Raw genomic sequence first — 13161 nt, 5'->3', positions numbered from 1 at the left:
TGCCAATAGGTCGAACTTTTCGTTAAAGCATCAGTCATACCTATTGCCACTGCTTTTCTTTGATGTCCCCATTTTGTGGAGCCCATCAACCCCGCCATTTCGGTTCAAGGTTGGTGGGTTTTTTGTTGCCCGACGCAGAGTGACACGACATTGACGCTCCGGCGATTCGCTTTACCATCTGTAAAATCGCTTCACGCGCCAGCGGCGTTCGATCCGTTACAAAATGCAGCGTCATCCCCTCGATAAACGCATCCAGCGCGCGGGCGGTCTGCGCGTCAAACCACTGCGCCAGCGTATTCTGGCTACGCTGCATCCAGTTTTGCATGACTATTTTTAACGCTGGCTTATCGCTGGCATAGGCATATAACTGATACATTAACGCCATATTATCCGGCGTCGTAACCTGCGAGCCGTAAATCATTTCCGTTATCGCCTGGCACGCCCCCTCCGCATCCGTCACCTGCGCAAAAAAGTCCTGGTATTGACGAGACATGTTCTCGGTGAAAAGTGTAAAAGCTTCACTCAATAACGCATCCATACCGGCAAAATAGTAGGTCATCGAGCCAAGCGGCACCTGAGCGATAGCGGCGATTTTCCGGTGCGTCACGGCATGAACGCCATAGGTCTTTACCGCTTCCAGTGTGGCCTGAATTATTTTTTCCCGTCGCTTAGGATCATTGGCGCGTCTTACGGCATTTTCTTTCATGATGAGTTCCACATCTCATTCAGGATGCAGGCTATAGTAGCCTGCCGCTTACGCTGAAAAAACAGACAGTAAAAACTGTCTGCACAACGAAGTATGACGACGATATGTACAAATGTACACAAGCTTGCTAATGTTTACCTCTCGCTTCTATTTTCTGGCCTGACGCTATGACCGTCCTCTCCTCACGTAACGCCTTAAAACGCCGTACCTGGGCGCTGTTTATGTTCTTCTTTTTACCCGGACTGCTGATGGCCTCCTGGGCAACCCGAACGCCTGCTATTCGGGATATTCTTTCCGTCTCTACCGCGGAAATGGGGGCGGTCTTATTCGGGCTTTCTATCGGTTCAATGAGCGGTATTCTTTGTTCCGCCTGGCTGGTGAAACGATTTGGCACCCGAAAGGTTATTCGCACGACGATGACCTGCGCAGTAACCGGGATGGTTATTCTTAGCGTCGCGCTGTGGTGCGCCTCGCCGCTGATTTTTGCCCTTGGATTAGCTGTTTTCGGCGCCAGTTTTGGCGCCGCCGAAGTGGCGATTAATGTCGAAGGCGCGGCGGTCGAACGCGAGCTGAATAAAACCGTTCTGCCGATGATGCATGGTTTCTACAGTTTCGGCACGCTGGCGGGCGCTGGTGTCGGCATGGCGTTAACCGCATTAAGCGTCCCAGCTAACATCCATATCATCCTCGCGGCTGCCGTGGCGATCGCGCCCATTTTTATCGCCATTCGGGCGATCCCTGACGGTACGGGTAAAAACGCATCGGAAGATTCTCACCTTCAGGAAAAAGGATTACCTTTTTATCGGGACATCCAGCTTTTGCTTATTGGCGTGGTGGTGCTGGCAATGGCATTCGCCGAAGGCTCTGCGAATGACTGGCTGCCGCTACTGATGGTAGACGGACACGGTTTTAGCCCAACCTCCGGCTCTCTGATCTACGCCGGTTTCACGCTAGGTATGACCGTTGGCCGCTTTACCGGCGGCTGGTTTATTGACCGCTATAGCCGGGTGACGGTTGTTCGCGCCAGCGCGTTGATGGGAGCGCTGGGCATTGGCCTGATTATTTTTGTCGATAGCGACTGGGTCGCCGGCGTCTCGGTCATTCTTTGGGGCTTGGGCGCTTCGCTCGGCTTCCCGCTGACCATTTCCGCCGCCAGCGATACCGGTCCCGACGCGCCGACGCGCGTGAGCGTTGTCGCCACGACCGGCTATCTGGCGTTTTTGGTCGGGCCGCCGCTGTTGGGCTATCTGGGAGAGCACTATGGATTACGCAGCGCCATGATGGTTGTGCTGGCGCTGGTTATTCTGGCGGCGCTGGTGGCGAAGGCCGTCGCCAAACCTGTATCGACTCCGCAACCGGTGATGGAGCATAACGCATGAGTATTAAATTAATCGCCGTCGACATGGACGGCACGTTTCTGAGCGATCAAAAAACCTATAACCGTGACCGGTTTATGGCGCAATACCAACAAATGAAGCGGCAAGGCATTCGCTTTGTCGTGGCCAGCGGCAACCAGTATTACCAGTTAATCTCGTTCTTTCCGGACATTGCGCACGAAATCGCTTTTGTCGCGGAAAACGGCGGCTGGGTGGTCAGCGAAGGCGAGGATATTTTTAACGGCGAGCTGACAAAAGCCGACTTCCAGGCGGTTGTCGAACACCTGCTCACACGCGCCGATGTGGAGATCATCGCCTGTGGAAAAAACAGCGCCTACACGCTGAAACGCTACGACGATGCGTTAAAAGCCGTTGCGGCAATGTATTATCATCGTCTGGAGTTTGTGGATAATTTTAATAACATCAACGATGTCTTTTTCAAATTCGGCCTTAATATTACCGATGAACGGATACCGGAAGTACAGGCGGCGCTGCACGACGCCATTGGCGATATCATGGTCCCCGTTCATACCGGCTATGGCAGTATTGATTTAATAATTCCCGGCGTGCATAAAGCCAACGGCCTGCGTCTGTTACAGCAGCGCTGGGGCATTCATGATAGTGAAGTGGTGGTATTCGGCGACGGCGGCAACGATATTGAGATGCTGCGTCAGGCCGGGTTTAGTTTTGCCATGTCGCACGCCAGCGAAGCGGTCGCGGCGGCGGCGAAATACTGCGCCGGATCGAACAACCAGGAAGGCGTGCTGGATATCATCGACAGCGTATTAAACAACGAGCCGCCGTTCAACGTCTAGCGGATGCCTCTCTATGCCTGATAACAGAAAGCTTATCAGGCGTAGCCGCTCTCTCAGACTGTTTGCAAATTCCCCGTCCGCTTATCTTTTAAGAAGACCAGCATCAGCAGTAGCCAAAGAATACCGTTTGCCAGATTAAACAGGCTAAATAGCCCATTGCCGCCGCTTAACCAGGCGTGTTTACTGACTTCAATGCCAACGGTAAAAATCAGCATTTGTAGCATTCCCATCGCCGCCGAGACCGTTCCTTTACTCATATCGCTGGAAAAGAGCGTCAGACGCACCAGTCCGGCATTCGCCAGCCCAATGCCAAAAGCGTATACGCTTAATCCCGCCGTCATCCATAAATAAGCATGGGATGAAACCACCGTCGCCGCCGCGGCGATGATCAGCCCCGCGACGATAGGCCAGCCGCCCATCACGATCAGCGAGCGAACCGTACGTCGGGAGGTTAAACGCGCTAACACCAGATTACCGGCAATGAGCGCGCCAAAAACGGGCACCTGCAGCAGACCATATTCATAGCTGCTGAGCTGTTCGCCGCTAATGATGATAATCGGCGACTGCGCAATCCAGGCCAACAGCGGCAGGCTGACAAATCCCAGCGCTAACGCCCCTGCGACGAATCGCCGGTTTTTTATCACCAGCCGATAATCCCGGCCCAGCGCCTTAAATGACAGCGTTTCGCCCCGCCGCGTGGCGGTCTCCGGCATTGCGCGCTGTAGCCCGAAAAAGGCGATAGCGGCCAGTGCGGCAAATAAAATAAACATCCCCTCCCACGGCAGAACATGCACCCATGCCGCCCCAACCAGTGGTCCCAGTAGCGGCGCGATTAACGCCACGTTCGCCATCAGCGCGGTAATTTTTATACACACCGCTTCCTCAAAGGATTCCTGAATCGCGGCATACCCTACAGCGCCGATAAAACACAGGCTAATCCCTTGCAAAAAACGCAGGAATGTAAATTGTTCGATGTTTTTCGCCAGTAACGTCGCCAGGCAGGTGACAATAAACCACACGACGCCCGCCAGCATCACGGGACGACGGCCAATCCGGTCAGACAACGGGCCAAGCAGCCACTGTAAGAACATACCGCCCGCCAGATAAGCGGTCATGGACGTCGGAACCCAGTCCAGGCCCGCCTGATACTGCTCAACCACCGCCAGCATACCCGGCTGGATCATGTCGTTGCCAATATAAGTAGAAAACTCGTACAGCACCAGACAGAGAGGAAAAAGCAGCGCCTGACGTCCCAGCCTGCCGCCTGATTGTAAACGATTCTGCATACCATCTCTTCGCCAATAAAAACCGCGCAGAGTGTAATGAAAGTCGGGGAACTGAGATAGCGAATTATGAGGCTGCAAGGGAAATAGCGCACATTTTTACAGAAAGCCGCTTAGCGCTTGCATACTTTAAGGTTAATTTAAGTTTGCGCCGTTATCATCAACGTTATTTTATGCCATTGTCTTAAATCTCTTCATGTTGCCGCCAAATAAGACAATACTGCTTTTCCTCTCTGTTACGCTGCATTTATGCTCAGTTTGCACGGGGATGAGCTGGCTATCCCTTTTGATTTCATTGTTCCGAGCCTGGATGTTATGCTGGAAAACCTTAACAACTCGCTGTTTTATTTTATTAACGCCACGCCTGATTCCGCGCAGTGGACGATTTCGCTCGCTATCTTTATCGCCAAAGATGTCATCAACATCGTCCCGCTCTTAGCCGTTGTACTCTGGCTGTGGGGTCCCCGCGATCGGGTCTGCGCCCAGCGTCAGCTGATCGTTAAAATCGGCATCGCGCTGATTATCAGTCTGGCGGTCTCCTGGACAATGGGACACCTTTTCCCGCACGACCGTCCGTTTGTCGATCATATCGGCTATAACTTCCTGCATCATGCCGCCGATGACTCTTTCCCCAGCGATCACGGTACGGTGATTTTTACCTTTGCGCTGGCGTTTTTGTTCTGGCACCGCCTCTGGTCAGGCATCGTGATGATGGCGATAGCTATTACCATCGCCTGGTCGCGCGTCTATCTCGGCGTACACTGGCCGTTAGATATGATTGGCGCGCTGCTGGTAGCGATGCTTGGCTGCCTGAGCGCGCAATTGATCTGGCAATGGTACGGCGTGCCGCTCTACCAGGCACTGCAACGTTGTTACCGTTTCTGTTTCGCGTTGCCCATTCGAAAAGGCTGGGTACGTGACTAAACAGCGAAAAAAAGAGTAATATTAAGCGCTCTGTATGGTGCGGAGCGCTTATTTAACTCTCCAGGGGAACTATGGAAACGCGACGCGACGAGCGTATTGGTCAATTGCTGCAGGCCTTAAAACGCAGCGATAAACTTCATCTTAAAGAAGCCGCGACCCTGTTGGGCGTCTCTGAAATGACCATTCGTCGCGACCTGAACCATAAAAGCGCGCCTGTCGTGTTGCTGGGCGGCTATATCGTACTGGAGCCCCGCAGCGCCAGTCATTATCTGTTAAGCGATCAAAAATCTCGTCTGGTGGAAGAAAAACGCCGAGCCGCTCAGTTGGCTGCGGGCCTGGTACAAGCGCATCAGACGGTATTTATTGACTGTGGCACCACCACGCCGTGGATCATTGAAGCCATTGATAATGACCTTCCCTTTACGGCGGTGTGCTATTCACTTAATACCTTTCTGGCGCTGCAGGACAAACCACATTGCCGCGCCATTCTCAGCGGCGGGGAGTTTCACGCCAGCAACGCCATTTTCAAACCGCTTGATTTCCATGAAACCTTAAACAATATTTGTCCGGATATCGCGTTTTATTCCGCCGCCGGCGTTCATACCAGTAAAGGCGCTACCTGCTTTAATCTGGAAGAGCTGCCGGTAAAACATTGGGCCATGACGATGGCACAGTGCCATGTACTGGTGGTGGATCACAGTAAATTCGGCAAGGTACGTCCGGCGCGGATGGGGGAATTATCACGCTTTGATACGATTATCAGCGACCGCCGTCCCGATGAGGCCTTTGTGGCCTACGCTAAAGCGCAACAAATTACTCTGATGTATTAACCGCAGGTTGCCGGATGCGACGCGCACCCGGCAACGGAGTTATTTTACGAGAACCAACTGCCAAACCACTGATGGAGTTTCATCAGCACAAAATCCCACATCCGGCTGAAAAATCCCCCCTCCTCGACGTTTTCCATCACCATTAACGGGCGTTGCTCAATGGATTTTCCGTTAAGCTGGAAATCGATGGTGCCGACAACCTGCCCTTTCTTCAACGGCGCCGTGAGCTGTGGTTCGTTCAACGTAAAGCTGGCCTTCAGGTTTTTAAGCTGCCCACGCGGAATCGTCACAGACCCCGCATCGCCCGCCCCCAAATTGACCTCACGCTTATCGCCAAACCAGACCCGTTGCGTCACGAATGTCGCGTCAGGTTTAATCGGTGTGACCGTTTCAAAGAAGCGGAAACCCCAGGTCAGCAGTTTTTCTGACTCATTAAAACGAATACGGTCCGTTTTCGCCCCCAGCACGACAGAGATCAGGCGCATATCGCCCTGGGTGGCGGAGGCGACAAGGTTATATCCAGCCCCTGCCGTTGTCCCCGTTTTCATGCCGTCGACATGCAGATTGGTGCTCCACAACAGGCGGTTGCGGTTCGGTTGACGAATATTATTAAAAGTAAATTCTTTCTCTTTATGAATGGCGTATTCGTCAGGCACATCGTGAATCAAGGCCTTGCCGAGCAACGCCATATCGCGAGCGGTACTGAACTGCCCTGGCGCATCAAGACCGTGTACCGTCTGGAAGGTTGTATTGGTTAACCCCAGTCGTTTCGCATAGGCGTTCATCAGGCCGATAAAGGACTCCTGGCTTCCGGCGACGTAGTCGGCAAGCGCGATACAGGCATCATTACCTGACTGAATGATGATGCCTTTATTAAGATCCGCAACCGACACCTGATCGCCTGGCTTCAGAAACATCACCGACGACCCACGTAGCGCCGGGTTCCCCGTCGCCCAGGCATCTTTGCCCACCGTCACCATATCGGTCAGCTTGATTTTCCCTGCCTTCAGCGCCTGGCCCACCACGTAGCTGGTCATAATTTTTGTCAAACTGGCAGGGTCGAGTTTCTCATCGGCGTTGCCTTCCGCCAGTACTTTACCGCTGGCGTAATCCATTAAGATCCAGGCTCGCGCATCAACGCCCGGCGGCGCGATCGTTTGTTCCTCTGCCTTTACAGGCGAAGCGAAAAGGAATAAGAGAACCGAACCTGCCGCGAGGCTACGAAGGGAAGAAGCGTATTGCGTCATAGTACCACCCGAGTATCCATTCCAAAAACACACGTCACACCACCGTGTAATAAGTGCGGTGAGTAATAACGCACTCACGACGTTAAAGAAACCGTAACTTGGTAAAGTTTTTAAAGTTTATGCAATAACATCCCGTTACGCTTCCTTCATAACGATTTTTTTACAGACCATTGTGTAAATGTTAGGTTTATCTCACGGTAGGCCGATTACTGTCATCATCCTGATAAAACGGAAGGGGTTAATATGATTACGCTGTGGGGCCGGAACAACTCGACTAATGTTAAAAAAGTGTTGTGGACGCTTGAAGAGCTGGAACTGCCATACGATCAAATTCTGGCAGGCGGAAAATTCGGCGTTAACCAGGATGCCGACTATCTGGCGATGAATCCTAATGGGCTGGTGCCGCTGCTTAAAGATGATGAAACCGACCTGTTATTGTGGGAATCCAATGCCATTGTCCGCTATCTGGCGGCGCAATACGGCCAGAACCGGCTATGGGTTGATAATCCGGCGCGGCGTGCGGAGGGCGAAAAATGGATGGACTGGGCGAATCAGACGTTAAGCCCGGCGCACCGCGTGATCCTGATGGGACTGGTCAGAACCCCGCCGGAAAAACGCGATCGGGCGGCAATTGAAGCCGGTATCGAAAAGTGTGACAGCCTGTTTGCGCTGCTTGATGATGCGCTGGCCCACCAGCCGTGGTTCTCCGGGGATAACTTTGGCACCGGCGATATCGCTATTGCGCCTTTCGTCTATAACCTGCTGAACGTGGGTCTGAAATGGACGCCGCGCCCGAATCTGGAACGCTGGTATCAACAGCTTACCGAGCGCCCTGCTTTTCGCAAAGTGGTGATGATCCCGGTGACCTAACGCGTGGCTGCAGGACTTACCTTGAGTAACTGCCCGTCGGACTCATCGGTTAACACATATAAGTAGCCGTCAGGTCCGACACGCACATCCCGAATACGCTGCTTTCTGTCACCCAGAATACGGCCTTCTTCCGTCACCGTATTGCCATCGACGCGCATCACAATGACCTCTTTATCTTTTAGCGCGCCGATAAACAGTTTGTGCCGCCACGGCGCAAAAACGTCGCTGGCATAAAAAGCCATCCCGCTGATCGCCGGAGAATCCTTCCAGTAGTAAACCGGTTGCTCCGTTCCCTCGACAATTTCACCTTTGGCTTCCGGCACTTTCAGACCACTATAGTTGACGCCCCATGTGGCCAGCGGCCAGCCATAATTTTTGCCTTTTTCCGGGATGTTAATTTCATCGCCGCCGCGCGGACCGTGTTCATGCAGCCATAGCGCGCCGCTCCAGGGATTGATGGCCAGCCCCTGCGGATTACGAATACCGTAAGACCAGATTTCCGGACGCGCGCCCGCCTGATGCACAAACGGATTATCCGGCGGAATTTCGCCCTGCCCGGTCAGGCGCACCAGCTTACCCTGTAATTTATCCAAATCCTGCGCGGTAGCGCGCTGGTTATTTTCACCCAGGGCAATAAAAAGAGATCCTTGCGCATCGAATACCATACGTCCGCCGAAATGGTTGCCGGTAGACAGCTTAGGCATCTGGCGAAACACGGTACGAAAATGCTCCAGACGCTGAAGATCGTCGCTCAGCCGTCCAAAACCGACTGCCGTACCGGCGTTTCCTTCGCGGTCAGCTTCAGCATAGCTCAGCCAGACGCGGCGCGACTGGGCAAAGTCAGGCGCCAGCACGACGTCCAGCAAACCTCCCTGCCCGTTTGCCCACACTTTCGGTACGCCAGCCAGCGGTTCGGAAAGTCCCCGTCCCACCTGCCAGTGGCGCAGTTGTCCCCCTTTCAGGGTAATGAGCATCCCACGGTTATCCGGCAAAAAAGCCAGCGACCACGGGTGATCGAGTCGGGTTTGCAGCACCTCAACGTTCACCGGCGCAAGATTGGCGTTCGCCCATGAAGAGAAAAGAGAGAATGAAACTATCGCGAGAAGTATTCGACGCATACCGCCTCCTTCAGGGCTCTGCGTTAAAGCGTAGTCAGCATCGCAAGAGGTCGGGTTTATTTTTACAAAACATTAAGCGGCGCGGTCCGGTAAAAAGGGGGAGTCGCCTCCCCCTTATTCAGACCTGTGTAAGTGGTGAATGTGCTTTCAGACTCTGAATACTCAGAGTCAAAGTTGTCAGACAGTTTTCAAGTTTATCTGCGTTGACGGCAATAAAGGTCGGACAATCATGGTGTCCGCTCATTAAACAAACGGCGGCGGCTGCAAGCGCGCCTTCGGCACGACGCAGCGCGTTCCACTCTTCCTGATCGAGATGCAGTCCCTGCCGTAAAGCGTGATCGTGGAGCTCGCGATTCAGTTCAAAAAAATTGTCACGCAGAGTGTCACTTTCGCTGACTGACATATACCCCTTCGCTTTTCGCAATTGCAGATAAGCGGCAAGATCGATACGCGCGTTTATCAGCTTGTTGAGAAGATCGGTTCTCAGTCTGTCAACGACCATACCTTTTTTCCTCCTCTTTTCTACCAGGGTTCAACTTAATAGTATGGTCGTTTTTTAGACAAAGGGGTGTCAGAGATCAAGAATTTTCTTAGAATTGCCCTTTTTCACCTTTTGCTGATAACCACAACGGTTGATGCCGCCGCTCCCGATGAGATTGCGATACAATTTTTGTTCGGATATCTGTAGAATCCCTGCCCTGACCACTCCAATAAATGAACATTTTTTAAGCTATGAGTAATGTAACCCACCAGCCAAAGATCGGCTTCGTTTCCCTGGGCTGTCCGAAAAACCTCGTTGATTCGGAACGCATCCTGACTGAGCTGCGTACCGAAGGCTATGACGTTGTGCCACGCTATGACGATGCGGATATGGTTATCGTTAATACCTGTGGCTTTATTGACAGCGCGGTACAAGAGTCGCTGGAAGCCATTGGCGAAGCGCTGAACGAAAACGGTAAGGTAATCGTCACCGGCTGCCTGGGCGCAAAAGAAGATCAGATCCGCGAAGTGCATCCGAAAGTACTGGAAATCACCGGGCCGCATAGCTATGAGCAAGTTCTGCAGCACGTACATCATTACGTACCGAAGCCGAAGCACAATCCATTTTTAAGCCTCGTACCGGAACAGGGTGTAAAACTGACGCCGCGCCATTATGCGTATCTGAAAATTTCTGAAGGCTGTAATCACCGCTGCACGTTCTGCATCATTCCGTCGATGCGCGGGGATCTGGTCAGCCGTCCGATTGGCGACGTATTAAGCGAAGCGAAACGTCTGGTTGATGCCGGGGTCAAAGAGATTCTGGTGATTTCGCAAGATACCTCCGCCTACGGCGTAGATGTGAAGCACCGCACCGGATTCCATAATGGCGAACCGGTGAAAACCAGTATGGTGAGCCTGTGCGAGCAGTTATCAAAACTGGGCGTCTGGACACGTCTGCACTACGTCTACCCCTACCCACACGTTGATGATGTGATTCCGCTAATGGCGGAAGGCAAAATCCTGCCTTATCTGGACATTCCGCTGCAACATGCCAGCCCGCGGATTCTTAAACTGATGAAACGTCCCGGTTCCGTTGACCGCCAGCTGGCGCGCATTAAGCAGTGGCGCGAAATCTGCCCGGAACTGACCTTACGCTCCACCTTTATTGTCGGCTTCCCCGGCGAAACGGAAGAAGACTTCCAGATGCTGCTCGACTTCCTGAAAGAGGCGCGCCTCGATCGTGTAGGCTGCTTCAAGTACAGCCCGGTGGAAGGCGCAGGCGCGAATGAGCTGCCGGATCAGGTGCCGGAAGAGGTGAAAGAAGAGCGCTGGAACCGCTTTATGCAACTGCAACAGCAAATCTCCGCTGAGCGCTTGCAGGAAAAAGTGGGCCGCGAAATTCTGGTGATCGTCGATGAGGTTGACGAAGAAGGCGCTATCGGACGTAGCATGGCGGATGCGCCGGAAATTGACGGCGCGGTCTATTTGAACGGCGAAACCAACGTCAAGCCGGGCGATATCGTGCGCGTGAAAGTGGAAAACGCCGACGAATATGATTTGTGGGGCAGTCGGGTTTAACGCCACCTCCCCCGGCGCGGGTGCCGGATGTGTTACCCCACCTGGCGAGCCCGTTCCAGGCCCGCCAGGCGTCAACGCCACCGGGCTGGCTTACCCCTTAATCTTCGGGTCCAGCGCATCGCGCAACCCGTCGCCTAACAGGTTAAACGCCAGCACAGTCAGGAAAATCGCCACCGTCGGGAAGAGCGCTACGTGCGGCGCGATGACCATATCCGCCCGCGCTTCATTGAGCATCGCTCCCCACTCCGGCGTTGGCGGCTGCGCGCCTAATCCGAGAAATGACAGGCTTGCCGCGGAAATAATTGACGTACCGATACGCATCGTAAAGAAAACCACAATTGACGAGACCGTTCCCGGCAAGATATGGCTAAACAAAATCGTCGTGTCGCTGGCGCCGATACTGCGGGCAGACTCAATAAACGTCTGCTGTTTTAAGACCAGGGTATTTCCGCGCACCAGACGTGCAAACGCCGGAATAGAGAAAATCGCCACCGCAACAATCACGTTAGCAATACCGCTGCCTAACACCGCCACAACGGCAATCGCCAGCAAAATGCCGGGGAAGGCGAACAGCACATCGCAAATGCGCATAATGAAACGATCCCACCAGCCTTCATAATATCCCGCCAGCAATCCCAACACCGTGCCGATTATCGCGCCGATAAATACCGCGAACACGCCCGCCGCCAGTGAGATCTGCGCCCCAACGAGAACCCGGCTAAAGATGTCTCTTCCCAGCGAGTCAACGCCAAACCAGTGCTGCAAAGAGGGGCCATTGTTCAGGCTATCGTAGTCAAAATAGTTTTCCGCATCGTAGGGCGTCAGCCAACGGGCAAAAATCGCCACCAGAATTAACGCCAGTACGAATCCCCCGGCGACCAACGCGACATGCTGGCGGCGAAAACGACGCCAGAACTCCCGCCACGGCGTGCGTATCTGGTCGGGTTTTACCACCGGCATAGCATGTAAAATCGCCTGACGGCGCCAGTTAAATAATCGCATCCTTACTTATACCTGATAGCCGGATTAATGGCGGCATAGAGGACATCCACCACTAAGTTGATAAGAATAAATTCCAGAGAAAACAGCAGCACTTCCGCCTGAATCACGGGGTAGTCGCGCATGTCGACGGAGTCGACCAGTAATCGCCCAAGCCCCGGCCAGTTAAACACTTTTTCGACGACGATCGATCCGCCAAGCAGAAAGCCAAATTGCAGTCCCATCATGGTGACGACCGGGATCATTGCATTGCGCAGGCCATGTTTTAACACCACCCACGTTTCACTGACGCCTTTCGCCCGCGCGGTCCTCATGTAATCCTCGCTCAGGACATCGACAAACGAGGAGCGCGTAAAACGCGCCATGACGGATGCCACCGCCGCGCCAAGCGTCAGGGAGGGTAAAATATAATGTTGCCAGCTATCCGCCCCCACGGTCGGTAGCCAGCCCAGATCCACGGAAAAAATCTGCATTAACAACATTCCCAGCGCAAAAGCCGGGAAAGAAATGCCGGTCACGGCAAGCGTCATTCCTAACCGGTCAGGCCAGCGATTACGCCACACGGCGGCGGCGATGCCGATCGCCATGCCAAACAGCACCGCCCATATCATACTGGTTATCGTCAGCCACAGCGTCGGCAAAAAGCGGCTGGCGATCTCCTCAGAAACCGGGCGGCGGGAAACCATTGACGTACCGAAATCGCCTTGTAAAACATGGGTGATGTAATGCCAAAACTGGACATGAAGCGGCTGATCAAGCCCCAGCTGCTGACGAACCAGCGCGATCACCTGCGCGTCGGCCTCCGGTCCGGCTATCAGCCGCGCCGGGTCGCCGGGCAACAAATGAACAAATAAAAACACCAGCACTGCCACAATCAACAGCGTAGGAATTAATCCCAGCAGGCGCTTGAGAACATAGTTAAGCATCACACGAAC

Annotated in this window: 13 protein-coding genes; 6 read left to right on the top strand and 7 right to left on the bottom strand. The window is 53.6% G+C overall.

Translation table 11 applies throughout. The features are described from left to right. Positions 1-85 precede the first annotated feature (85 nt). On the bottom strand, positions 86-706 hold the full coding sequence (locus NAZ64_RS14910) for a TetR/AcrR family transcriptional regulator (protein WP_000661870.1): 621 nt from the start codon (positions 704-706) through the stop codon (positions 86-88). Between the two features lie 167 nt (positions 707-873). Here NAZ64_RS14910 and NAZ64_RS14905 point away from each other — a divergent pair, with 167 nt between their 5' ends. Continuing rightward, positions 874-2085 carry an MFS transporter gene (locus tag NAZ64_RS14905; protein WP_000217433.1) on the top strand — a complete coding sequence of 404 codons (1212 nt, stop codon included), beginning with the start codon at positions 874-876 and terminating at the stop codon, positions 2083-2085. Beyond that, on the top strand, positions 2082-2897 hold the full coding sequence (locus NAZ64_RS14900) for a Cof-type HAD-IIB family hydrolase (protein WP_220569323.1): 816 nt from the start codon (positions 2082-2084) through the stop codon (positions 2895-2897). Before NAZ64_RS14905 ends, NAZ64_RS14900 begins: the two co-directional genes overlap by 4 nt. A gap of 53 nt (positions 2898-2950) precedes the next feature. Here the strand turns inward: NAZ64_RS14900 and NAZ64_RS14895 are convergent, their stop codons facing one another. Continuing rightward, the gene (locus tag NAZ64_RS14895) at positions 2951-4183 is read right to left on the bottom strand and encodes an MFS transporter (RefSeq protein ID WP_001181284.1); all 1233 of its coding nucleotides are present in this window, start codon (positions 4181-4183) and stop codon (positions 2951-2953) included. 312 nt (positions 4184-4495) lie between these two features. On the opposite strand from NAZ64_RS14895, the gene ybjG reads away from it, so the two are divergent. Further along, the gene (gene ybjG, locus NAZ64_RS14890) at positions 4496-5104 is read left to right on the top strand and encodes an undecaprenyl-diphosphate phosphatase (RefSeq protein WP_023198815.1); all 609 of its coding nucleotides are present in this window, start codon (positions 4496-4498) and stop codon (positions 5102-5104) included. A 71-nt stretch (positions 5105-5175) separates the two neighbouring features. Then, a complete protein-coding gene (gene deoR, locus NAZ64_RS14885; protein ID WP_000450103.1) occupies positions 5176-5934 on the top strand; it encodes a DNA-binding transcriptional repressor DeoR in 759 nt (252 codons plus the stop codon). Positions 5935-5978: 44 nt separating this feature from the next. On the opposite strand, the gene dacC is transcribed toward deoR, so the two are convergent. Further along, entirely contained in the window at positions 5979-7181 is a 1203-nt protein-coding gene (dacC, locus tag NAZ64_RS14880; RefSeq protein WP_000195712.1) for a serine-type D-Ala-D-Ala carboxypeptidase, read from the bottom strand. Between the two features lie 243 nt (positions 7182-7424). On the opposite strand from dacC, the gene NAZ64_RS14875 reads away from it, so the two are divergent. After that, positions 7425-8051 (top strand): glutathione S-transferase family protein, encoded by a 627-nt coding sequence (locus tag NAZ64_RS14875; RefSeq protein ID WP_131045217.1) that lies wholly within the window; start codon positions 7425-7427, stop codon positions 8049-8051. On the opposite strand, the gene NAZ64_RS14870 is transcribed toward NAZ64_RS14875, so the two are convergent. Both NAZ64_RS14870 and bssR read right to left on the bottom strand, forming a co-directional pair. Then, positions 8048-9169 carry a PQQ-dependent sugar dehydrogenase gene (locus NAZ64_RS14870; protein ID WP_220569324.1) on the bottom strand — a complete coding sequence of 374 codons (1122 nt, stop codon included), beginning with the start codon at positions 9167-9169 and terminating at the stop codon, positions 8048-8050. The two genes, NAZ64_RS14875 and NAZ64_RS14870, sit on opposite strands and share 4 nt — an antisense overlap. 118 nt (positions 9170-9287) lie before the next feature. Then, a complete protein-coding gene (bssR, locus tag NAZ64_RS14865) occupies positions 9288-9671 on the bottom strand; it encodes a biofilm formation regulator BssR (protein WP_000259651.1) in 384 nt (127 codons plus the stop codon). A 230-nt stretch (positions 9672-9901) separates the two neighbouring features. Between bssR and rimO the strand changes: the two genes are divergently transcribed. After that, positions 9902-11227: a 30S ribosomal protein S12 methylthiotransferase RimO gene (gene rimO, locus NAZ64_RS14860; protein WP_000073317.1), complete on the top strand. Its 1326-nt coding sequence runs from the start codon at positions 9902-9904 to the stop codon at positions 11225-11227. Between the two features lie 90 nt (positions 11228-11317). Here the strand turns inward: rimO and gsiD are convergent, their stop codons facing one another. Together gsiD and gsiC are read right to left on the bottom strand one after the other, a co-directional pair. Beyond that, positions 11318-12229 (bottom strand): glutathione ABC transporter permease GsiD, encoded by a 912-nt coding sequence (gsiD, locus tag NAZ64_RS14855; protein WP_220569326.1) that lies wholly within the window; start codon positions 12227-12229, stop codon positions 11318-11320. Positions 12230-12231: 2 nt separating this feature from the next. Continuing rightward, positions 12232-13152 (bottom strand): glutathione ABC transporter permease GsiC, encoded by a 921-nt coding sequence (gene gsiC / locus NAZ64_RS14850; RefSeq protein WP_000936064.1) that lies wholly within the window; start codon positions 13150-13152, stop codon positions 12232-12234. Positions 13153-13161: the final 9 nt, after the last annotated feature.

It is taken from the genome of Salmonella sp. A1325 (assembly GCF_056991255.1).
Note: the sequence above shows the minus strand (reverse complement) of the source record. Positions and strands in the feature narration are given on the sequence as shown.